The sequence below is a fragment of the Acinetobacter sp. HA genome, assembly GCF_000264725.1.
Taxonomy (GTDB): domain Bacteria; phylum Pseudomonadota; class Gammaproteobacteria; order Pseudomonadales; family Moraxellaceae; genus Acinetobacter; species Acinetobacter schindleri.
Map to the genome: position 1 here is coordinate 18,774 of NZ_AJXD01000005.1, position 21,580 is coordinate 40,353.

21 protein-coding genes and 1 pseudogene are annotated in these 21,580 nt (G+C 42.7%); 9 read left to right on the forward strand and 13 right to left on the reverse strand.

What is annotated here, in order from left to right; genetic code table 11:
* The first annotated feature begins 38 nt into the window (after nt 1-38).
* Nucleotides 39-209, forward strand: a complete 171-nt coding sequence (hemP, locus tag HADU_RS01305) for a hemin uptake protein HemP (protein ID WP_004815360.1) — start codon at nt 39-41, stop codon at nt 207-209.
* Between the two features lie 95 nt (nt 210-304).
* Here the strand turns inward: hemP and HADU_RS01310 are convergent, their stop codons facing one another.
* The 4 genes from HADU_RS01310 to HADU_RS01325 form a co-directional block, all read right to left on the reverse strand.
* Nucleotides 305-1,615, reverse strand: a complete 1,311-nt coding sequence (locus HADU_RS01310; protein WP_004815359.1) for a sensor histidine kinase — start codon at nt 1,613-1,615, stop codon at nt 305-307.
* Nucleotides 1,616-1,622: 7 nt separating this feature from the next.
* The gene (locus HADU_RS01315; protein ID WP_004815358.1) at nt 1,623-2,288 is read right to left on the reverse strand and encodes a response regulator transcription factor; all 666 of its coding nucleotides are present in this window, start codon (nt 2,286-2,288) and stop codon (nt 1,623-1,625) included.
* Nucleotides 2,289-2,406: 118 nt separating this feature from the next.
* The gene (locus HADU_RS01320) at nt 2,407-2,769 is read right to left on the reverse strand and encodes a NirD/YgiW/YdeI family stress tolerance protein (protein ID WP_008302569.1); all 363 of its coding nucleotides are present in this window, start codon (nt 2,767-2,769) and stop codon (nt 2,407-2,409) included.
* A gap of 103 nt (nt 2,770-2,872) precedes the next feature.
* A complete protein-coding gene (locus HADU_RS01325) occupies nt 2,873-4,630 on the reverse strand; it encodes a GspE/PulE family protein (protein WP_008302570.1) in 1,758 nt (585 codons plus the stop codon).
* Nucleotides 4,631-4,858: 228 nt separating this feature from the next.
* On the opposite strand from HADU_RS01325, the gene HADU_RS01330 reads away from it, so the two are divergent.
* Complete coding sequence (locus tag HADU_RS01330) at nt 4,859-6,118, forward strand: MgtC/SapB family protein (protein ID WP_034592023.1); 1,260 nt, start codon at nt 4,859-4,861, stop codon at nt 6,116-6,118.
* 43 nt (nt 6,119-6,161) lie between these two features.
* On the opposite strand, the gene tsaA is transcribed toward HADU_RS01330, so the two are convergent.
* Nucleotides 6,162-6,869: a tRNA (N6-threonylcarbamoyladenosine(37)-N6)-methyltransferase TrmO gene (tsaA, locus tag HADU_RS01335; RefSeq protein ID WP_034592031.1), complete on the reverse strand. Its 708-nt coding sequence runs from the start codon at nt 6,867-6,869 to the stop codon at nt 6,162-6,164.
* Nucleotides 6,870-6,974: 105 nt separating this feature from the next.
* Here tsaA and HADU_RS01340 point away from each other — a divergent pair, with 105 nt between their 5' ends.
* Nucleotides 6,975-7,754 (forward strand): ferredoxin--NADP reductase, encoded by a 780-nt coding sequence (locus HADU_RS01340; RefSeq protein ID WP_004815348.1) that lies wholly within the window; start codon nt 6,975-6,977, stop codon nt 7,752-7,754.
* 62 nt (nt 7,755-7,816) lie between these two features.
* Here HADU_RS01340 and HADU_RS01345 read toward each other — a convergent pair whose 3' ends face one another.
* Complete coding sequence (locus HADU_RS01345) at nt 7,817-8,431, reverse strand: cation transporter (RefSeq protein WP_004815345.1); 615 nt, start codon at nt 8,429-8,431, stop codon at nt 7,817-7,819.
* A gap of 85 nt (nt 8,432-8,516) precedes the next feature.
* Here HADU_RS01345 and HADU_RS01350 point away from each other — a divergent pair, with 85 nt between their 5' ends.
* The 3 genes from HADU_RS01350 (at nt 8,517) to HADU_RS01360 (ending at nt 10,728) form a co-directional block, all read left to right on the forward strand.
* Complete coding sequence (locus HADU_RS01350) at nt 8,517-8,933, forward strand: Cd(II)/Pb(II)-responsive transcriptional regulator (RefSeq protein ID WP_004815344.1); 417 nt, start codon at nt 8,517-8,519, stop codon at nt 8,931-8,933.
* Between the two features lie 128 nt (nt 8,934-9,061).
* Nucleotides 9,062-10,471, forward strand: a complete 1,410-nt coding sequence (gene yegQ / locus HADU_RS01355; protein WP_004815341.1) for a tRNA 5-hydroxyuridine modification protein YegQ — start codon at nt 9,062-9,064, stop codon at nt 10,469-10,471.
* Nucleotides 10,472-10,473: 2 nt separating this feature from the next.
* The gene (locus tag HADU_RS01360; RefSeq protein WP_004815339.1) at nt 10,474-10,728 is read left to right on the forward strand and encodes a YfhL family 4Fe-4S dicluster ferredoxin; all 255 of its coding nucleotides are present in this window, start codon (nt 10,474-10,476) and stop codon (nt 10,726-10,728) included.
* A 268-nt stretch (nt 10,729-10,996) separates the two neighbouring features.
* On the opposite strand, the gene ahpF is transcribed toward HADU_RS01360, so the two are convergent.
* The 5 genes and pseudogenes from ahpF to rnk all read right to left on the reverse strand — a co-directional run bounded on the left by ahpF (nt 10,997) and on the right by rnk (nt 16,322).
* On the reverse strand, nt 10,997-12,562 hold the full coding sequence (ahpF, locus tag HADU_RS01365) for an alkyl hydroperoxide reductase subunit F (RefSeq protein ID WP_004815516.1): 1,566 nt from the start codon (nt 12,560-12,562) through the stop codon (nt 10,997-10,999).
* Between the two features lie 237 nt (nt 12,563-12,799).
* Nucleotides 12,800-13,719, reverse strand: a pseudogene (locus tag HADU_RS01370) (hypothetical protein).
* A gap of 40 nt (nt 13,720-13,759) precedes the next feature.
* On the reverse strand, nt 13,760-14,887 hold the full coding sequence (locus tag HADU_RS01375; RefSeq protein WP_008302588.1) for a toxic anion resistance protein: 1,128 nt from the start codon (nt 14,885-14,887) through the stop codon (nt 13,760-13,762).
* A gap of 16 nt (nt 14,888-14,903) precedes the next feature.
* Nucleotides 14,904-15,695, reverse strand: a complete 792-nt coding sequence (locus tag HADU_RS01380; RefSeq protein WP_008302589.1) for a hypothetical protein — start codon at nt 15,693-15,695, stop codon at nt 14,904-14,906.
* Nucleotides 15,696-15,923: 228 nt separating this feature from the next.
* Nucleotides 15,924-16,322, reverse strand: coding sequence for a nucleoside diphosphate kinase regulator (rnk, locus tag HADU_RS01385; RefSeq protein ID WP_004892459.1), 399 nt, complete (start codon nt 16,320-16,322; stop codon nt 15,924-15,926).
* A 122-nt stretch (nt 16,323-16,444) separates the two neighbouring features.
* Between rnk and HADU_RS01390 the strand changes: the two genes are divergently transcribed.
* Entirely contained in the window at nt 16,445-16,993 is a 549-nt protein-coding gene (locus HADU_RS01390) for a hypothetical protein (protein WP_008302591.1), read from the forward strand.
* Between the two features lie 142 nt (nt 16,994-17,135).
* Here HADU_RS01390 and glyA read toward each other — a convergent pair whose 3' ends face one another.
* A complete protein-coding gene (glyA, locus tag HADU_RS01395; RefSeq protein ID WP_004815326.1) occupies nt 17,136-18,389 on the reverse strand; it encodes a serine hydroxymethyltransferase in 1,254 nt (417 codons plus the stop codon).
* A gap of 154 nt (nt 18,390-18,543) precedes the next feature.
* On the reverse strand, nt 18,544-19,773 hold the full coding sequence (locus HADU_RS01400; RefSeq protein WP_008302594.1) for an alpha/beta hydrolase: 1,230 nt from the start codon (nt 19,771-19,773) through the stop codon (nt 18,544-18,546).
* Between the two features lie 345 nt (nt 19,774-20,118).
* On the opposite strand from HADU_RS01400, the gene HADU_RS01405 reads away from it, so the two are divergent.
* Entirely contained in the window at nt 20,119-20,817 is a 699-nt protein-coding gene (locus HADU_RS01405; RefSeq protein WP_008302595.1) for a DUF3820 family protein, read from the forward strand.
* A gap of 87 nt (nt 20,818-20,904) precedes the next feature.
* The gene (locus HADU_RS01410; RefSeq protein ID WP_008302596.1) at nt 20,905-21,558 is read left to right on the forward strand and encodes a hypothetical protein; all 654 of its coding nucleotides are present in this window, start codon (nt 20,905-20,907) and stop codon (nt 21,556-21,558) included.
* Nucleotides 21,559-21,580 lie beyond the last annotated feature (22 nt).

Below are 21,580 nucleotides of genomic sequence, written 5' to 3' on the forward strand. Positions count from 1 at the left end.
TTTAAATCAATCCAAGCACATACCACGGAGTCTATGGAATGAACGCACCTTTTAGCCTGTTTACACGTAACAATGACGCTCATCATGCATTACCAATGCTGCATTCAAATAACCTGTTTGCTCTCGGACGTGAAATTCGCATCATGCATGCCGGTGAAGAATACCGCCTACGCTTGACCCGAAATAATCGTCTCATTCTCACTAAATAAATAAAATAACTCACACAATAATAAACGTGGTCATCAGCAGTATGAATCAGCACGTACTGCTTTTTTCTTATTTGGTCTGCTTCCTGATTCTATATCTAAAAGCGCAATACGACTTTTAACCCGCCAAGATCAGAAGCCATAAATTGAATATCACCATGATGCAATTGCATGATTTTCTGGCAGATAGATAATCCCAGGCCTGATCCTTGCGTTTTAGTGCCCAAAGCGCGATAAAAACGCTCACCCAGTCGCTGTAAAGTTTCCTCAGAAATTCCCTCTCCTGAATTTTCAATCACCACTTCTGTTTTATCCGCCTGATGCTGGCACTGGATCAGAATTGTACCCGCAGACGGCGTATATTTGATGGCATTGTCGATCAGGTTTCGCACGCAATTGAAAATGAGTTCGGCATTCCCTGAAATATCAGCATGATTTAGCTCAAGTTTTAGGTCCAGCTGTTTCTCTTCTATGAACGGCGTGAGTGTTTTTAAAGCATCCTGAATAAGCTCAGGCAAATCTAACTTTTGTTGTGGCAGGTTATGATTTTGTTCAGGGTCCAGTCGAGCCAGCAGCAAGAGGTTTTCCAGAACCTGAGTACCGCGACTGACATCTTTTTGAATCTGCGCCAGATCCTGAGACAATGTCTCATGAGTCTGATATTTGCGTTTTAACACCTGCAGGCGCATTTGAATCGCTGATAAGGGTGAGCGTAGTTCATGCGAAGCATCCGCAGTAAAGCGCTGTTCTGCACTTAGGGACTGCTCTACCCGAGCCAGCATCCGGTTTAACTGACTGACAATCGGTTGTAGCTCAGCAATTTGCGGTTCGGGCGATTGAACCGGACTTAGATCCTGGGCGGATTTGGAGGCAATATCCTGTGAAATCCGGTTAAGCGGCTTTAACTGATGCTTAATCAATAGATGTAGTAACAACCATTGCACTAACCATAAGAGCAGAAGAATCAAACCAAAACCCAAAATACTATTCCAGATCTGTTCAAAGCGTATGGATACTGGCTGTATGACCTGAACTTTGAGTCCATCATCTTCAGCTACCAACGTTCGTAATAACTGTCCATTTTCAAACTGAAAGTGCAGCCCTGATTGATGACGTAACTGATGTTGCAACAGATTATTCTTTTCGGAAGTGGTTAGCTGATCTTGATCCAGCCAAAGTCGATACTGTATCTCAAACTCTTCACTGATATCATCCACATTGTGACCTTGGGACTGAGTCACATCGCCAAGTAACAGTTCCGCAATATCTTCCATCAGTTCATCATGAATCTGCATAGACTGATAGCCAGAAATGCCCAGTAATAACAACCAGGCCAGACAGCCCGCCAGAATGGAACTATACATGGCGCTCTTGATCAGCTTGTGTTGCAGTGAAATCATCTGAGCCATGATTGATCTACCCTTCAGCTTTATGCATACGATAACCCAGCCCACGTATGGTCTTGATCATCTGACTGCCAATTTTCTTGCGCAGTTGATAAATAAAAACCTCGATGGCATTACTCTCAATTTCATCCCCCCAGGCATAGAGAGATTCTTCCAGCTGTTCCCGGGTCACTACATGCTCTGGCTTTTGCATCAATTTATGCAAAATCTGAAATTCTTTGGCCGTTAAGTTCACCACTTCACCTGCTTTAGTCAGAGTTTTGGCCTGTACATCCAGCTGCAAGTCTTCCCAGGTCAGCACATGGCTCAGATTTTTTTGCTGCAAGCGGATCTGGGCACGAATTCGTGCAGACAATTCTTCCAGGCTAAAAGGTTTGACCAGATAATCATTGGCACCTAAATCAAGTCCTTCTACCCGGTCATCAATACTGTCTCGAGCAGTAATAAAAATAACTGGCGTATCTTTCTGCAGTTTACGTAGCGTCGTCAGAATCTGATCCCCACTGGCTCGCGGTAAACCACGATCCAGTAAAACACAGTCATACTGATGCTGTTCAAGCGCCAGAATGGCATGGTCCCCACGCTCAACCCAGTCAATTACATAGCCATCCATTTCCAGCCAGGTCTGAATACTTTCTGCCTGTGAGGTATCATCTTCTGCCAAAAGAATACGCATGCTGAATTCTCTCTTATTTTCAACATATAATCATGAATTTTAAACAAAAAAACCACATGCTTTTTGTAATATTGCATGTGGTTTTCTCTAGTCAGGTCATTCGGCTATCGCCAATGCCTTAATTGAAACGCACTTCATCAACATCGATTTCAACACGTTTCGTGGGTTTGTAATCGATATCTACTTCACCAATAATGGTTACTGATGTTTTGGCAGAAATCGGTTTGCCTTGCCATAACTCATCATCAATTTCGACATTGATGCTGCCTGTGTTGTCACGGAACTGATATTTTTCGTCGCCTACTGATTTCACCACATGACCTTTGATTTGTACCTTGCTGTCATCTTTCATGGTGAGTGCTTGTTTTACAGTTACGGTTTTGGCAAAAGCGCTTTGGTTTACTGTACTTTCTGCCATAGTCACAGTTGTTGCAGAGCCAATAAGTGCCACTGCTACAAATGCTTTGGTCATATTTTTCATATTCAGTACCTTTTAGGCTGTCTTGTTTCGATGAAGCTATTAAAACAGCTGAAGATGAATTGAATCTTAAGAAAACTTTATTTTCAAAAATAGGTTTTAAAAATTAATTCAGTGGCACTACACGTAGTACTTCCTCTAGCGTGGTGACACCTTCAATGACTTTTCGTGCGCCCGCAATTCTAAGTGGCTCTACACCTTCTTTTTTCGCCTGAGCACGTAAATGGTTCAAGTTGGCATCTGCGCCAATCAGCTGTTTGGTTGCCAAACTCAGTGGCATAAACTCATAGATCCCTATACGCCCTTTATAACCCGTATGACGACACTCCTCACAACCTACTGGACGGAACACAAATTCTGGACGGGCCAATGGATAATCTGCTGCTAAATGCTGCCATTCCTGCTCATCCATAAAGCCTTCTGCTTTGCAGTGTGGACACAACTTACGCACCAGACGCTGAGCCAATACACCGAGAATCGTTGCAGCAGTCAGGAACGGTTGTACACCCAGATCATGCAGACGGGTTAAACTCGACGGTGCGTCATTGGTATGTAACGTGGATAAAACCAGGTGACCTGTCAAGGCAGCCTGAATTGCCATATTGGCAGTATCCTGATCACGAATCTCACCGACCATGATGATATCTGGATCCTGACGCATTAATGCCCGTACACCATCGGCAAAACCCAGATCAATTCCGGTATTCACCTGCATCTGGTTAAAGCTTGGCTCCAGCATCTCGATCGGATCTTCAATGGTACAGACATTGACCTCTTCGGTCGCCAGCTGCTTTAAAGTTGAATACAGCGTAGTCGTTTTACCCGAGCCTGTAGGTCCAGTCACCAGAATGATGCCATGACTATGACTGGTCAGCGTGTTCCATTCATTCAGCAAATGCCCTTCAAAACCCAGTTGCTGGAAGCTGCGTACCAATACCTCCGGATCGAAAATACGCATTACCAGTTTTTCACCAAAAGCGGTGGGTAAGGTCGATAAACGCAGTTCCGTTTCCTGCCCTTTAGGCGTACGGGTTTTTAGACGGCCATCCTGCGGCTTGCGCTTTTCTGCCACATTCATCCGGCCCAGAATTTTAATACGTGAAATCACTGCAGTAAGCGTATTGGCTGGCATTTTATAAATGGTATGCAGCACGCCATCAATACGGAAACGGATTTTCCCTGTATCTTTGCGTGGTTCCATATGAATATCACTGGCACCCTGTTCAAAGGCAAACTGCAATACCCAGTCCACCAGTTTAACAATATGCTGGTCATTGGCATCTGGATTTTGCGAATCACCGAGCTGTAAAAGTGCTTCTACACCCTTATTTTCACGGTCATAAGCCGAGGATTTTTGTGATCCACTGACAGCACGACTAACCTGATAATATTCGACAATATATCGTTGCAACTGTTCCGGATTCAGTAGCACCCGTTCAATACGGCGCGGGCTAACATTCTGCTGTAGATTCGACACCCATTCCATTTTATAAGGCTGATCGGTAGCAATCAGGATTTTGTCTGGCTGGATTTCAACGGCGAGAATACGGTTACGGAGTGCGTATTCCTGCGACATTACTGCGGTAAGTGCCTGAACATCGGCTTTTAAAGGATCAATAATATAAAATGGCAGATTTGTTTTTTCTGACAGCCACTGACATAAACGGTTTAGGGTAAGTGTACTTTGGGGATGAGAGTGGTCGACCAGATTAAAATTGGCAATCCACTGTAAAGGATGCCATTTCAGCTGTTCACGCTGACGATGCGTCGTCTGTACCAGCATACGGTCTCTATCACTGATCTTACCGTCTTTAAAAAGTTGCTCCAGACACCACGCGGTATCAATTTCAAAGTCAAATTTCATTGTTATAGGCCCCTAAACATGCCTTCACTATAACAAGTTTTTGCTATTTTTCGCATTCTCCTGCTGTGTCTTCTGGCTGTTTCTGCTAGCTGGTGCCAATCTTTAGCGTTACCAATCTTTTCACCCTATCTTATCTCTCACATTTCTCTCTTGTTCATCCTCTAGCTTATGGCCTATATTTTAGAGATACCTTTGAAAATAATTACTTATTCATAGCTGAGGCCGGATATGGATTTTAGCGCAGTGCCCATGAATGACAGCTCCTTTCAGGAACTGCTCACTATCCTGACTTCAGCATTGGGCTGTGGCTTATTGATAGGCCTGGAACGAGAACGGCATAAACAGCGGGAGCAACAGCCAAGCTTTGCAGGCTTACGTTCTTTTGCTATCTGCGCCCTATTGGGAGCTATCTGTTTTTTATTCGGAATAATCACTGGCTTGGTGGGCGCACTGATTATTGGTGGCATGGTCATTTCCTCTATCCGAAATCAGCCGGATGATCCTGGAATTACCACCGAACTTGCTTTTGTAATGGCCTATTTTATTGGGGCAATCTGTCTGTGGAATATTCCGCTGGCTGCCGGACTTGCAGTACTCATTACAGTCATTCTGATGGCCAAACATTCCATGCATAACATTGCTGGAAAATGGATTACTGAAGCTGAATTCCGGGATGGTTTACTGTTACTGGCATTGGTCTTGATTGGTTTACCTTTGACACCCGATACACCGCTATGGGGCAAGGTGCTTAATCCCTACCTGATTCTGAAACTCTTAACTTTAATTTTGGTGGTACAGGCGCTAGCGCATATTGCCAAACGCTTACTTTCTACAAAAAATGCCCTGATGCTTTCTTCCATTGCATCTGGTTTTGTTTCCAGCACAGCCACAGTAGCCCAATTGGGCCTACAGGTTCGTAAAGGTGAGATGGATGCCCGATCTAATGCGGGTGCCGCCCTGATGTCCTGTATCTCGACTTTAGTACTGCTGTTCATTGTGGTCGGAGGCGTATCTTTTAGCTGGCTTAAAATTATTTTGCTTCCTTCCCTAGTGGCAATGGCCATTCTGGCTGCCTGTGCATTTCTATTGCTGCGTAAAGCCAAATCGCCAGAAAATTGTGGAAAAGAAGAAGATAGCCGGATGTTTAGCCTGAAAGAGGCGGTCATCATTGCAGTCACCTTGACGCTGATTCAGGCTGCGATTTATGGGCTGGAACTCTTACTCGGCGATGCCGGTTTGCTGGCAGGTACCCTGCTCGCTTCCCTATTCGAGATTCATGCAGCCATGGCCAGCGTGGTCATTCAGGGTGACCCGAGCAATACCCGGCTGATTCAGGCCCTGCTCATAGGCCTTGCAGCCCATGCTTTAGCAAAATCTGTAAATTCCGGCCTGTCAGGCGGATTCAAATATGCGATGTATTTTGTACCTGTACAGCTTCTACATATGGCAGTTTTGATCGGAATTTTGTGGTGGACGCTAAAACTTTAGAATGATTTGAGCAGAAAGTATAAGTACCCTAGTCCTTTAGCCATCACTCAATCCCTATAATCAGAACAGAAGTTTCATTTACAATAAATTTGATATTGAAATCTGCAAAGCGCATACCATAAATTCGCTCCGGATCCTCCTGATAGGCTGGACGTGGATCAAGAGATAAAACCTCAGCTAGTTCTCGAATGATCTGTTCCGAAAGGCCTTTCGTTTGGACTAACTGCTCTCTTTCCAGCTCTGCCTGTTTTGACCAGACCACATATTTGCGTACCGGCTCCTCCTGAGCATAACCGCTTTGCGCTTCTGTCACAGCGTCGGAATAATGAATATAAGGTTTAATATCGACAATCGGAGTACCATCTAAAAGATCACTGCCCGTCACATAAACACGGACTGTTTTGCCAACTTTTTTCACTTCTTTCAGCTTGACCACGGATAGACCAATCGGCGAAGGACGATACATACTACGTGTCGCGAACACCCCTATTTTCTGGTTCCCACCTAAACGTGGTGGGCGTACCTGTGGACGGAACTTGCTGTTTTCCTGATTTTTATTGTCATGGAACTGCCAGAGCAGCCATAAATGACTAAACTCCTCAATCCCCTCAAAAGCCAGCAGATCATTATAAGGCCCCTGCATTTCAATATAGGATTCCACTTCCACCAGATTAGGCTGACGTGGAATACCAAATTTCTCTTTATAGGGAGATTTCATTATACCGATTACAGGTATAGTCAGTTCAGTCATAATCACTTTTTTTGATAAGCTCAATTAAATATATTCAGTTTATCGAGAATGAATTTGGTTTAGAATAGCAACCTGTTCTAATTTGATAACTTATTGAGACCTTTAATGGCTGCTTTTAACGTCGAAAAGATTACTCACGTCCACCATTGGAATGACACATTATTCTCTTTTAAAACGACTCGTGATACTGCATTACGTTTTAAAAACGGTCAGTTTGTGATGATCGGCCTTGAGGTCAATGGTAAGCCTTTAATGCGTGCATATTCAATTGCAAGTGCAAACTATGAAGAAGAACTGGAATTCTTCTCGATTAAAGTTCCAGATGGTCCACTGACTTCTATTTTGCAAAAAGTAAAAGTTGGCGATGAAATCCTGGTTTCTAAAAAACCGACAGGTACACTGGTTCTGGATGACCTGAATCCTGGTAAGAATCTGTACTTGTTATCTTCAGGTACTGGTCTTGCACCTTTCCTGTCAACTATTCGTGATCCTGAAACTTATGAACGTTTTGAGAAAATTATCGTGGTTCATGGTACACGTTTCATTTCAGAACTGGCTTATCAAGATCTGATTCTGAACGAAATTCCAAATCATGAGTTCTTCTCAGAATTGGGCGCTAAAGAAAAATTGGTATATTACCCGACGGTAACTCGTGAAGAATATCCAAATCAAGGCCGTGTAACGACTGCAATTGAAACTGGTGAACTGTTTGAAAAAATCGGCCTGCCACGTTTTAACCCTGAAACTGACCGCGCGATGTTATGCGGTAGCCCAGCCTTCCTTGATGACGTTGCTGCGCTTCTTGACCAACATGGTCTGAAAGAATCTCCACGTATGGGTGTTCTAGGCGATTATGTAATTGAACGTGCGTTCGTTGAAAAATAAGATTCCTTGAATCTAAAAAACCGGGCAAATTGCCCGGTTTTTTTATTTAGCATTAATTTTTATCATGCAGTTGTACGACGTTCTTGTAATGCCTGCTTCACCACCTGATATCCTGCAGTTAGTCCCAGACTGGCCATAATCACCGCCACAATCATATCGGGCCATAGACTACCGGTTCCAAATACACCAATGGCCGCAAAAATAACTGCTACGTTGCCAATTGCATCATTTCGGCTACACAGCCACACAGACTTCATGTTTGAGTCTCCATCACGGAAAGCATAAAGAATCACAGCCGTGATCACATTGGCCAGTAAAGCAATTGCGCCGATGATACTCATCGTGATGGCTTCAGGAGAAATACCGAGCAGATAGGCATAGATGACTTTAGCCATCACCACCAGACCAAAGGCTGCCATAGTCAGGCCTTTAATTAAGGCTACAGTGGCTCGCCAGTACAGGCTTGCGCCTAATACAGCCAGTGAAATCCCATAATTCACTGCATCCCCAAAGAAATCTAGCGAGTCGGCCCATAAAGCTGAAGAATGAGCATAGGCTCCCCCGACCAGCTCTACCAGAAACATACTGAGGTTAATCCATAAGGCAATCCATAAAGCCATTCTAAACTTGCTGTTTGGCTTGATGGGTGCCGGTTCATGACTACAGCTACAGGCCATATTCTTCTCCGATGTATTTTTATACGAAATACGATACATTGATTAGAAACTATGGAGTAACTCCAAGGTCAAGCCCGAGGTGTATATGTCTTTGTATCTAATTTCAGAAATCGCCAAAAAGTCACATTTAACTACTGACACGGTGCGTTTTTATGAGAAAAAAGGATTCATCACGCCGAATTTTCGAGCAAATAATCAATATCGTTATTTTGATGATGAAGCGCTTAAAAGACTGATTTTTATCAAGCGTTGTCGTGATCTGGATATGTCCTTAAAGGAAATCGAGACCTTAATCGAACTGGAGCAAAATCCCGAGCAGAACTGTACAGCAGTCAACAATATTATTGACCAGCATCTACAGGATATCACCAATAAAATGAAAGAATTAGCAGCTTTTAAAACTCAGCTTACCGAGCTAAGAAATAGCTGTAATACGCCGACTACGGTTGACCATTGTCAAATCCTGAAAACCCTGGAACGGTCTGAAATCGAAGATCAATAGTCTGTATATTTATTTCAGTTTTACTTATTTGATAATGTTGAAAATATCAACAAAAACCATGATTTCCGAGTGATTTACTTGGTTGAATCTTGTTTTTAAATGAATAAAATAAAAGCCGTACTTTTTATATGTCTTTCGATTTCGTCATGAGTATCATCCCTGTTACTGAACTTCTCTCACCTGCTGGCTCACTGAAAAATATGCGTTATGCTTTTGCCTATGGTGCAGATGCAGTCTATGCCGGCCAGCCGCGTTATAGCCTGCGTGTTCGTAACAATGAATTTGACCATGACAATCTGGCTATAGGCATCAAAGAAGCACATGATCTTGGCAAAAAATTCTATGTGGTGGTGAATATCCAGCCACATAACTCCAAGTTGAAAAACTTTATCCGTGACCTAGAACCTGTGGTGGCGATGCAGCCAGATGCACTGATCATGTCCGATCCGGGCCTGATCATGCTGGTGCGTGAACATTTCCCGCATATGGACATTCACCTGTCTGTCCAAGCCAATGCCGTGAACTGGGCAACGGTAAAGTTCTGGAAAAACATGGGGCTTACTCGTGTGATTCTGTCACGTGAACTATCCATTGAAGAAATTGCAGAAATCAAACAGCAAGTACCAGATATGGAGATTGAAGTCTTCGTGCATGGCGCGCTGTGCATGGCCTACTCCGGACGTTGCATGTTGTCTGGCTACATGAATAAACGTGATGCCAACCAAGGTGCCTGCACCAATGCTTGCCGCTGGGAATACAAAGTTCTGGATGCCAAAGAAGATGTGACCGGTGATGTAATACCGGTGAAAAATCTGGATTCAGGCTGCTGCTCCCAAGATATGGATGAAGCTCATAAAGTAGCTCAACATCAGTTTGACGAGCCGGTCCTACTTCAGCGTAACGATGAAGATATGTTTGCTGCCGAAGAAGATGAACATGGCACTTACTTCATGAACTCAAAAGATTTGCGTGCAGTCCAGCATGTAGAACGATTAACCAAAGTCGGTGTGCATTCGCTAAAAATCGAAGGTCGGACTAAATCCTATTTCTACTGTGCACGTACTGCACAGATTTACCGCAAAGCCATTGATGATGCTTTAGCTGGCAAGCCATTTGACCCATCACTGATGACCCAACTGGAAGGTTTGGCAAATCGAGGTTATACCGAAGGCTTCCTGCGTCGCCATGTTCATAGTGAATATCAAAACTATGAAAATGGTTCTTCCAGTTTTGATCATCAAATTTTCTGTGGTGAAGTATTAGAGCGAAATGGAGATTACATCAAGATCGATGTGAAAAACCGTTTTGTAGTCGGTGACTCACTGGAGCTGATGACGCCTAAAGGCAACATTACCTTCACCTTGACGGAAATCAAAGACCGTAAAGGCAATCTGATTGAAGATGCCAAAGGTTCGGGGCATATCGTCGAAATTCCGATTCCAGCAGATATTGATATGCAATATGCCCTGCTGATTCGCAACCTGCCGACATCGACTGCAGATATTTCCGCATCTTCACTCGCTTATCAGGCAGGCTAAGCATGGCACTCTTGATTACCGATAAATGCATCAACTGCGACATGTGTCTGCCGGAGTGTCCGAATGATGCCATTTATGAAGGTGACAAAATCTATGAAATCGATGTCAATCGCTGTACGGAATGCGTCGGTTTCTATGATCATCAAACCTGTGTATCCGTGTGTCCAATTGAGTGCATTGTGCCCCATCCGGAGCATGTGGAGACCAAAGAACAATTGATGGAGAAATTTAAGGGACTGAATCTATTCAACTCTTAATGAAATCTTAAAGATGGCATATTTTATGCTCATCTAAAGAACAACCTTGGGGAAGGCATAATAATAAATTAAAACAAAAACAGCGCAGAGGAAAGGAACAGTCAGAAGCAATTGGGGATGGTTCTGACTGATCTAAAACGAAGGAAAGCAAATATAAAAAAAGAAACTCTGGTGTTAGCGTCCGGAGTTCCTGTAAAAAGGGAATAAGAAATAGAGTCGATTGATGTTCTAGCACCTGGGTTTTGGGGAACCCAGGTGCTTTCCTTTATTACTGACCCGAACGGATGATGTAGTCAAATGCAGACAGTGATGCTTTCGCGCCTTCACCTGTGGCAATGATGATCTGCTTGTAAGGTACTGTGGTGCAGTCACCCGCAGCAAATACACCTTTCACATTGGTTTCATTGCGCTCGTTAATCACAATCTCACCGCGGTTGCTTAACTCAACTTTGGTTTCTTTCAGGAAATCCGTATTCGGTAACAAACCGATCTGAACGAAGATCCCTGCAAGTTCAACCGTATGTTCTTCATCGGTCGCACGGTCTTTATATTTCAGTGCAGTTACCTGTGAACCATCACCCACTACTTCTGTTGAAAGCGCATTCTTAATCACCGTGGTGTTTGGCAAGCTGTTGAGTTTGTCCTGAAGTACCTGATCCGCACGTAGTTTGGTATCAAATTCCACCAGGGTGACATGCTCAACAATACCAGCAAGGTCGATCGCAGCTTCTACACCCGAGTTACCACCACCAATCACCGCAACACGTTTGCCTTTGAACAGTGGACCATCACAGTGTGGGCAGTAGGCAACACCACGGGTTTTGTATTCCTGCTCACCCGGAACATTCATTTCTCTCCAGCGTGCACCAGTCGACAGAATCACGGTTTTAGATTCAAGCTTGGCACCATTTTCTAAAGTCACTTCAACCAGACCGTTGGCAGTTTCATCTGCACCCTTGATGTCAGATACACGTTGCAGGTTCATGATGTCGACACCGTATTCACGTACGTGTGCTTCCATCTCGGCAGCAAATTTTGGACCTTGGGTTTTTTGCACTGATGTGTAGTTTTCGATGTCCATGGTATCCATCACCTGACCGCCCATGCGTTCCGCCACGATCCCAGTTTTGATGCCTTTACGTGCTGCGTAGATTGCAGAGGTGTTCCCCGCAGGGCCACCACCAATCACCAACACATCAAATGCATCTTTGGCATTCAGTTTTTCCGCGTCTTTGGCTGCGGCATTGGTATCCAGTTTGGCAATGATTTCTTCCAGTGTCATACGACCCTGACCGATATGTTCATTGTCCTGAAATACCATAGGTACAGCCATGATTTTACGTTCTTCCACTTCTTCCTGGAAGAAAGCACCATCGATCATGGTAGCTGTTGTACCCGGGTTATAGATTGCAATCAGGTTGAGTGCCTGAACCACATCCGGACAGTTATGACAGCTTAAAGAGACAAACACATCAAAGTCAGACTTGATCCCTAAACCTTTGATCGACTCAAGAACTTCATCCGATACTTTCGGTGCATAACCCGAAGTTTGCAGCAATGCCAGAATCAGCGATGTGAACTCATGACCCATTGGCAGGCCTGCGAAGAACACACGAGGCTGTTCACCGGCTTTAGCCACACCAAAACTTGGTGCACGTTTGTTGGTACCATCAAAACGGGCAGTCACTAAATCAGACAGTGCAGCGATTTCTTCTACAAGTTCTTTGATTTTTGCAGATTTATCTGAAGCATCTAAAGTGGCTACCAGTTCGATTGGCCCTTCAAGGCGTTCTAAAAGGGTTTTTAATTGGGCTGCTGTATTTTGATCTAACATTGCTAACGTCTCCAAAGGAGTAATAATTTATTCGATGAAAGAATAATAGGATAAATCAAAACACAGGTAAAACAGTTTGTTTTTATACAAATGATCGTTTTTTCAGATTATTAAATAATTTTTAATATGATTTCAATACATTGGCATATAGCTATTTCATTAAACAACCATATTTCCTTTACTCCCCACGAGGGAAAACAATAAAAAGAAAAGCTCTATGACTGGAGCTTTATTCATTTAGTTCAAGCGTTGTTCAATCCGCAATGAACGTTTTTTAATGGCATTGGCCAATGCAAAGAAAATCAAACTCATCACTACAGATACGGCCAATATAATACTGATGACTACCTGAACAATATCAGTCAACTGATTGGCTTGTTGTACCTGGGTACTGACCGATTCAGCTGCCGGTGTCAGGGCCTTGCCGTATACCTGCTGTTGCATGGTCCACAGCTGCTCTGCCTTAAAACCATATTGATCAAACTGATTGTCGCTTTTCTCCGCCTCAATTAGTCGCAGTACATGCGGTCGGGCGGCTGATAAATCGGCTGGTTCATGCAATAAAGCGGTCTGCGCAAGCAAATAGGACTTCACCGGTGCTTTAATATCTTCCGCATCCACTAAATAACGGGCAATATCACTGTCATTGATATTGCTGTCGTAATATACCGCCTTTTGATATGCATCATCATGATCACCATTCAGGTCGTGCTGCCAGTAGCTCAGTCCGCCCCAGATCAGGATAAAAGCAATCAACCAGCCCACAAATTTCATTACAAAGGACTGAAAACGAACATAAAAATAACGGTTTTTTTCAGGAAGTGCACGACAAAGAATGCACCAATAAAAGAAGTAAATAATTTCAGAATCAGCCAGCCAAACCAGCTTAATAGACTAAAGAAATAGTCTGGGCTGTCACCAATACTGGCTAAATTGGCGTCGACACTAACCGGTAGATGCAATTGCTGCACTTCGGTACTGAGTCCGAAAAACCCATAGACCAGTTCCTGATGCAAAAACAGGCCAATTAAGGATGCAATACCGACGGTGGCCGTCGTGACACTAAGTAAAGTCAGGCGGTTCTGACGCTTTTTCAGTGCAACGACACCCTGCTCAATCTCACGAGGATTTACAGCATACTCATCTAATGGTGGCAAACCTGACTCCTCTAATAAATCTGGGGACAGGTGCTCAATATTATTCTGACCTGTCCGTACTTGATTCAATGACCAGATAATTCAGATTATCCTGCAAGGCTTTTAAACGTGCTGTCGCTTCAGTACGTTTCTGCATGCCTTCTTTCTGAATCTGAATCACATCATTTACTGTATTAATAAGGGTATTTTGGACATGTTCAAGTGTTTCTATGTCAATGACTGAACGCTGGTTGGCACGAGCCGTGTCGACAGAGTTCTGATGCAGCAGGTCAGCATTGCGACGTAACAGCTCATTGGTCGCATCATCAATACTATTGGCAAGCTGGACACTGTTCTTTTGTTCATGCAGGGAAATCGCCAGGCTGATCTGGTTCTTCCAGGCCGGCAAGGTAATGTTTTTAATCGCATAGAATTTGTCGACCAGCATCAGATTATTAGATTGAATAATGCGAATCATGGGCAAGGTCTGCATCGCGGATTGCTGTAATACCTGCAAATCACTGATACGTTTTTCCAGATTATTGGCCAGATGATTCAGGTCATAAATTTTCTGGGTAGTGGTCTGATCTTGTGGTAATGCTGTCAATGCAGCAATATCCTGCTGTAATTCATGTTCACGGATGCGCCCTGCAGCAATATGAATGCCCAGCTGCTTATATTCATCCTGCACACCATCGAACATTTTATCTAAAGTCGATACACGTGCTTTCAAGCCAGATTGTGAAGTCTCAATTTCTTTAACCAGTACATCAATCTGTTCTTTGGTGGTATTAAAATGAGTATCAAAATTCTGTTTGGCACCTTTGAATTTATTAAGCAGATTACCGAAGAAACCTGAGGTTTTATTTTTGCTCAGAATACTGGAAGCATTCAGCTGCTGTGCCACCTGAACCACCTGATTCAGTTTCTGACCTGTTGTATCCAGATCCCGGTTTTGAACCAGATTGAGCAGTTCATCAGTATAGGTCGCAGTCTTGCTGGCAATATTCTTGCCGTATTCTGCAACAGCATTATGACTCATTTCCTGCAATTCCTTGCGCACTGCCAGCACTTCCTGAAAATCCTCAGGCTGTAAACCCAGTTCTTTCAGGTCCATTTGCTGAAATTTCTGTTCAGCAATTTCATTGTCTTTTTTGACAGGCAGATTCACAGTATCAGGATTGGTCATAGTTCACCTTATCTTGTTATATTTTCGAGGGTTTCTCGAGCGATTTTCTTAACGTTTTAATTAGATTTTCCCGACTATTATCAAGTTTTTCCAGATCACTTGTCGAGTGTTTACTGTTGCTTTGTTTGACATGATATTGCCAGGCAGGAATCAGCACCTGTTGCGCCTCCTTAAACCGGTCCAGCAGACTAAAGGAAAGCTGTTGGGACAGTTGCATCTGGGTAATGGCAATATCATTACTGGCTTGCAGGGTTTTTAAGGTATGGATTTTCTTGGATAAACGTTCTGAGAAATTATCCAGCGGATGCTGGTTTTTCACAAACTGTGGATATTCCCGCAGAAATTCTTCTGCAGCCAGAATATGTTTAGCCATCTGTTCACGTAAACCTGTGAGCTGTTGGAAGCGTGACTGGGATTTCTGGATTTCAATCTGTAGTTTACGGCTGAGATGACTGGCCTGATCGAGCAAGCGATCCAGATTTTTATAATACTCAACCTGACTGGAGCCATAATCCAGATCAATTCCTAGCCATTTTTGCAAGGCATTAAACTTGCGCTGTTTCAGATATTTTTTGGAATCTGCCAGCGCCTGAATAATTTTTTCAATGGTCTGGCTGAGCTGTTGGGTCAGTTGCGGATCAACCCCATTTAACAGGACTGCCTGGGCTTGAATCAGCTGATCGGCATAATGATTCAACCTGTACTGATCGCTGAGCAAAGGGACAAGCTCATTACGCTTGATGCTTAAAATCTCACTCGGATCTGCTGCAACATCCTGGATCGGGATCAAAACATCTATCTGTGACATAGCCCTTTAAACTCAGTTGAACCGATTTTTATAGTACGTGGTTTCCTTCAACATAACATGTAGCATTTTGCAAAGGAAAGCCTTTAAGGCATAGAATTTTTTATATAAGTTAAAGATATTGTTGAATTTAAGCTTTAGTTATCTTAATAAAATTACAAAACACCAAAACTAAATAAAAAAGCCCCATTGATATGGGGCTGTTCAATTATGTAAGAGATCAGAACGACTTTATAAATAGTCTCCTTCACGTTCTGGCTGATACAGTACCTTTTCTATTTTGACTTTCATCATTTCACCGTCTGGCTGCGGCCATTCAATTGTTTCCCCTTCCGCCAGCCCAAGGATCGCGGCACCGACAGGCGCTACAATATTCAGCTGTCCCGGCTCACCTTTGAACTCATGCGGATAGACCAGCGTAATTTCTTTGGTCTGGTTAGCAATTGTGACCAAGGCGCGTGCATGCATGGTAACGATATTGGCAGGAATATCTTGAGGTTTAACTACCTCTGCCCGTGCCAGTTCATCCTCTAGCTGCTGCATGGTTGGAGTCAGCTTGGGTTGATTTTCAAGCATAGTCTCCAGACGGTTCAGATCCTGTTCCGACAAAATAAGCTTGGTTTTTTGCATGCACTCTCTCCTGATCGAGCATTTCAATGAATCTTCGTAAACAGATTAAAATTAAATTCTTGATTTAAAAAATATTTGCAATATATTTAAAACTAAAATAACGAAATAAAAAGAAGAATAAGATGGCATTTGCACAATCTACTTCAACATACAGTAGCACGGATTTCATGCAAGGTCTGCGTGCTCAGCTGCATCATCCGGATTCGGAACGTACCTTTTATGTCAGTCAGGCATTAAAGACCATTAACTTTGATAATAGTCCGGAAAGTCTGCTTCGTCTTGATCAATTTTTTCAGGCATTTAAGAAGCATTTAGGAATTTTGACAGCTGACTTTAACAAGACCATTCAAAAGCTGAATACTGTGCTCTTGATCACCAGCCAGATCCGTTATTTTATCAGTTCTGAATTGAACTGTACTGAACATTGGCTAAGCCTTGAAGAACTCCAGATGGTGGCTTTAATACCAGGTACCGAGTTTGCCAATTCACAATATTACTATGGCTTGGAGCTTCATGGGCAGATCGTATTTCCGATTGATTATGTTTTGAAGCATTTTTCAAGTATGGAAATGAACACCAGTATCAGTGCAGATATTCAGAGCTTTATTTTTAATTATCGACATCCACAAGCCATAGATCAATATGATTACTCTACTGTATTCCGAATTTAAAGCATAAGCTGTGAAAGCAGATTTTTTGAGCTTGTTGATCGCGATTGATTATTAAGTAAACAAGCTATTTAGTTGATTGAATTAAAAAATAAAAAATAAAAAAAGCCCCCAGATCGGGAGCTTTTTTCTGCTTCAGCTACAATTATTTAGCATATACAGGGAATTTTGCACATACAGCTGCAACTTTTTCTTTAACCGCAGCGATCACAGCTTCTTCGCCTTTGCTGTCCAGGATGTCAGCGATCCAGCCAGCAAGTTCACGTACTTCAGCTTCGCCAAAACCACGAGTGGTTACTGCAGGTGTACCAATACGGATACCAGAAGTGACGAATGGAGAACGTGGGTCGTTTGGTACAGAGTTTTTGTTCACAGTGATGTGAGCAGCACCTAACCAAGCATCAGCGTCTTTACCAGTAATGTCTTGTTTGATCAGAGACAACAAGAACAGATGGTTCTTTGTACCGCCAGAAACAACGTCATAACCGCGTTCAATCAGAACTTCAGCCATTGCTTGCGCATTCTTCACAACTTGTTGTTGGTAAGCTTTATATTCAGGTGCCATTGCTTCTTTGAAGCAGATCGCTTTAGCAGCAACCGCGTGAACCAGAGGACCACCTTGGTTACCTGGGAATACAGCTGATTGAAGTTTTTTCTCGATTTCTTCGTTTGCTTTTGCAAGGATCAAACCTGAACGTGGACCACGAAGTGTTTTGTGAGTCGTTGTCGTGGTTACGTCAGCAATTTGAACTGGGCTTGGGTAAACGCCAGCAGCAACCAGGCCAGCCACGTGAGCCATATCAACAAACAGGTACGCGCCTACTTTGTCTGCGATTTCACGGAAACGTTGCCAATCTACAATTTGGCTGTACGCAGAGAAACCAGCCACGATCATACGTGGTTTATGTTCAACTGCCAGACGTTCAACTTCTTCGTAATCGATCTCACCAGTTTCCGGGTTTAGACCGTATTGAATCGCGTTATAAGTTTTACCAGAGAAGCTTACTTTCGCACCGTGAGTCAAGTGACCACCGTGAGCCAGGCTCATACCCAATACTGTATCGCCTGGGTTAAGAAGCGCCAGATAAACTGCAGAGTTTGCCTGAGAACCAGCATGTGGCTGAACGTTAGCATAATCAGCACCAAATAATTCTTTAGCACGGTCAATTGCCAATTGTTCAATGACATCTACATATTCACAACCGCCATAGTAGCGTTTGCCTGGGTAGCCTTCTGCATATTTGTTAGTGAGTTTTGATCCTTGAGCTTCCATTACTGCTGGTGAGCAATAGTTTTCAGAAGCGATCAACTCGATGTGCGCTTCTTGGCGAGCATCTTCGTTAGAGATTGCTTGAGCGATTTCTGGATCAAATTCAGCAATAGAGATATTGGCAAACATTAGCGAGGTCCTATTAAATTAGGGCTTTTAAGCCGTGCTAAGATTGGCGCGTATTGTAGCATGAACTTTGCTATTTTCGACTAGGAACTTTATCCAGTTTGCAATAAAAATAGCTCATGCTTAAAAAAACATGAGCTATATAGATAAAAATAAGTTATTGAATTGGCATTAGAGATTTTACATCTTCAATAATATTAGGAATATTCGATGTATAGACACTGCTGTGATCCCATGAATTGTTCGTAATATATCCTAATGAGGTTTGTTTCTGATTTGCTGATCTAACTAAAACATCTGTTGCAGCTTTTGGAACAGTCTTATCTGCCCCTCCCTGATAAATAATTACTGGTGTAGTCACTTTTACCTGTAAAGGCTGAGAATCTTTTTCGAGGAAGGTTTTGACCACTGGGATACTCATAAAATTAGCTTGAGTACGCGGGTATCCTTCTAAGGTTTTTTTATCGTTAAGATAAATTCCCATTTCGTTACCGAATTTTCCGCCCAATACTTCATAACAATCTGATTCAGCATTCTTGGCAATGTCGTCCGTTGGATTTTGAAATACTTGACTATATTGCAGATTCGGGTTCGGATTACGCAATCCAGCTACAATCAGTGCAGTAAAAGTATCTAAAGAGGCTAAAGTTTCAATTTTTTTATTCAGATTTGTTTCCTGTCCAGCTTGAGCCTCACCACCTGCCAAAATCAAACTGAAATTAGAAGCAGGTGCTAAAGCTACCGTACCTTTATAAGTCATTTGAGATGCACGTGCTGCATATTGAGCAGCACCTAAAGCCGCTTGACCACCTTGAGAATGTCCGACAGCCATCCATTGATTAGAAGCTTCCGATCCTAAATAGTCTTTTGCAGCTACCACTGCATCGGTAATTGAATAGGCTTCACTCTTAAGATTAAGGAAAGGATGAAGTTCTGTGCCACTCGGCTCTCCTAAGCCTTCATAATCAGGTGCAACGACAATGTATCCAGCCTTAAGGAGACCAGTAATCATATTCGTGATGTCATTATTAAGCTGATTTTTACTTGGCGCACACTGATCAGCCACACCGGTCGTACCATGTGCCCATGCAACTATCGGCCAACCTTTCGCAGGAGGTGTTCCTTTTGGAGTGAAAACCAGTGCCGTTGCCTGGGTTTCGTTATTATTGATACCTAACATCTTATAAGTCATAACCACGCTTTCATCGGCAACAGCAGTCAGGTCCGTTTCGGTATAAGCCACAGGCGTTGCTACAACTGGATTGGCAATATTATTTACTGGAATAGCGGGTTTGGACTCATAATTACCATCATCATCACTATCATTACACGCAGTTAAAGCTACGCTTAGGGCGAGTAGAGAACCAGTCAATACATGACGTTTCATCGATCTTATCCTTGTCTTAATTATTGTCTCTTATGATTTTTATAGTTTTATCAAATGATAAAACTAGAGATTAATTTCCCAATTTATTGTATTAATGGCAAGAGATTATTTTGTTATTTATCTAACAAATACAGCCCAAGTTTCGATTGATTTCGGCATAATAATCTTAAGCTATTGAAATAATTACAAAAACTACAAAAACCTTTATTTATTAGTTCAGTTTAAAAATATTCTGTATCAGTCAAAAAGCCTTCAATTAAAAGTAAAAATCAGGCATTCCAATTGTCAGTAGTGAAATAATAATGTTAGATTTTAATCCTCACCTTTTTCAGGCAAATTTTCGTCATGCAGGCCATCATTCTCGACACTGAAACCCATACACTAAACGGTCAGCCGATTGAAATTGCGTATGCGCCTGTGGACATTCTGGACCATAAAATCAGCTTGGATAAAAGCCGACTGTTTGATCAGCTCTATAGCTGTGATGAACCGATTTCTTTTGCAGCCATGGCCGTGCACCATATTCTGGAATCAGATCTGGAAGGACAACCACATTACAGCAGTTTCGAACTTCCACAGGAAACCACTTATATTATTGGTCATAATATTGATTACGATATTCGAGCCTTAGAAAAATGCGGTGTAAATTCATCTAATATTAAAGCGATTTGTACGCTCGCTTTGGCTCGTCGCGTATGGCCAGATGCTGTGGCCCACAATATCTCTGCCCTGATTTATATGATTACCCGTGGCAGTGACCGTGCCCGTGAAATGATCCGTAAAGCGCATCGTGCCGATATGGATATTATTCTGACCGCAAATATCCTGATGCATATTGTGCATCACCTGAAAATCAGCAGTATTGAAGAACTATATGAAGCTTCTGAAGATGCACGTATTCCACGTACCATCAATTTTGGTAAGCATCGTGGCACTGCGATTGCTGAACTGCCTGCTGACTATGTGCAATGGCTGCTTCGTCAGGAGGATCTCGATCCTTATCTGCGTAAGGCTTTAGAAAATACTGCAATTACAACACTTTAATTTTAAGCAAATTTAACAACATCTTCATATTAGTGTAATTTTTTCATATTAGCATCTACCTGAATTCTGTATATAAGGCATTTAGGTATGATGCGCTATTCAAAAACTGCAAAGGGTCTACATGTTCTTCAACATCGTAATGTCGAGCTTAATGCACGTCAAAGACGTCTTTTGGTTTTAATTGGCACTGAAGATTTTGATTTACTCACACCTCAGTTTAAAGCGCGTATTGCACCACATGATTTGCTGCAACAATTATGTGATATAGGACTGATTGAAATACAAGAGTTAGAGACTTCAAATGCAGTATTCGGTACAGAGTCAGCACAGACTTCAGCGCCTACTAATAACTCAGTAAAAGCTTCATTTCCACACTTTCCTGAATCAAATATTCAGACTTCAATCACCCGTCCTGCCTCATCTGCCGATCTTGAAGCGCCGATTACTACGACATTAGTTGCCACGATCCACGTGCCTGACGTACCTGCTGACATCCCCTATATAACACTCAACCAAGAACAAATACGCAGCTTGATGCTAGACAGTTTAAAAAAATACTGTGGCTTATTGGCCAAACAACACATTCAAAATATTGCTCAGGCACCAGATATCAATGCCTTAAAAGTCTGTCAGGTACAATGGTTGACACTTCTCCAGGAAAGCCGCATGCCTTCACAAGAGTTAAACCAACTGTTCAAGCAAATTAGCCATGCTTTATCCATGCTGCGTGCTCAGGCTTAAAACCTTTCATAGATTCAGTCTT

Bases quoted from the DNA above. Each gene is read 5' to 3' on its own strand.
- HADU_RS01345 (WP_004815345.1), bottom strand. From the start codon at position 8,431: ATGGCCTGTAGCTGTAGTCATGAACCGGCACCCATCAAGCCAAACAGC.
- HADU_RS01390 (WP_008302591.1), top strand. From the start codon at position 16,445: ATGGCATTTGCACAATCTACTTCAACATACAGTAGCACGGATTTCATG.
- HADU_RS01340 (WP_004815348.1), top strand. From the start codon at position 6,975: ATGGCTGCTTTTAACGTCGAAAAGATTACTCACGTCCACCATTGGAAT.
- hemP (WP_004815360.1), top strand. From the start codon at position 39: ATGAACGCACCTTTTAGCCTGTTTACACGTAACAATGACGCTCATCAT.
- HADU_RS01325 (WP_008302570.1), bottom strand. From the start codon at position 4,630: ATGAAATTTGACTTTGAAATTGATACCGCGTGGTGTCTGGAGCAACTT.
- HADU_RS01380 (WP_008302589.1), bottom strand. From the start codon at position 15,695: ATGTCACAGATAGATGTTTTGATCCCGATCCAGGATGTTGCAGCAGAT.
- ahpF (WP_004815516.1), bottom strand. From the start codon at position 12,562: ATGTTAGATCAAAATACAGCAGCCCAATTAAAAACCCTTTTAGAACGC.
- HADU_RS01405 (WP_008302595.1), top strand. From the start codon at position 20,119: ATGCAGGCCATCATTCTCGACACTGAAACCCATACACTAAACGGTCAG.
- HADU_RS01360 (WP_004815339.1), top strand. From the start codon at position 10,474: ATGGCACTCTTGATTACCGATAAATGCATCAACTGCGACATGTGTCTG.
- HADU_RS01375 (WP_008302588.1), bottom strand. From the start codon at position 14,887: ATGACCAATCCTGATACTGTGAATCTGCCTGTCAAAAAAGACAATGAA.
- yegQ (WP_004815341.1), top strand. From the start codon at position 9,062: ATGTCTTTCGATTTCGTCATGAGTATCATCCCTGTTACTGAACTTCTC.
- HADU_RS01400 (WP_008302594.1), bottom strand. From the start codon at position 19,773: ATGAAACGTCATGTATTGACTGGTTCTCTACTCGCCCTAAGCGTAGCT.
- HADU_RS01350 (WP_004815344.1), top strand. From the start codon at position 8,517: ATGTCTTTGTATCTAATTTCAGAAATCGCCAAAAAGTCACATTTAACT.
- HADU_RS01330 (WP_034592023.1), top strand. From the start codon at position 4,859: ATGGATTTTAGCGCAGTGCCCATGAATGACAGCTCCTTTCAGGAACTG.
- rnk (WP_004892459.1), bottom strand. From the start codon at position 16,322: ATGCAAAAAACCAAGCTTATTTTGTCGGAACAGGATCTGAACCGTCTG.
- HADU_RS01410 (WP_008302596.1), top strand. From the start codon at position 20,905: ATGATGCGCTATTCAAAAACTGCAAAGGGTCTACATGTTCTTCAACAT.
- HADU_RS01315 (WP_004815358.1), bottom strand. From the start codon at position 2,288: ATGCGTATTCTTTTGGCAGAAGATGATACCTCACAGGCAGAAAGTATT.
- tsaA (WP_034592031.1), bottom strand. From the start codon at position 6,869: ATGACTGAACTGACTATACCTGTAATCGGTATAATGAAATCTCCCTAT.
- HADU_RS01310 (WP_004815359.1), bottom strand. From the start codon at position 1,615: ATGGCTCAGATGATTTCACTGCAACACAAGCTGATCAAGAGCGCCATG.
- HADU_RS01320 (WP_008302569.1), bottom strand. From the start codon at position 2,769: ATGAAAAATATGACCAAAGCATTTGTAGCAGTGGCACTTATTGGCTCT.
- glyA (WP_004815326.1), bottom strand. From the start codon at position 18,389: ATGTTTGCCAATATCTCTATTGCTGAATTTGATCCAGAAATCGCTCAA.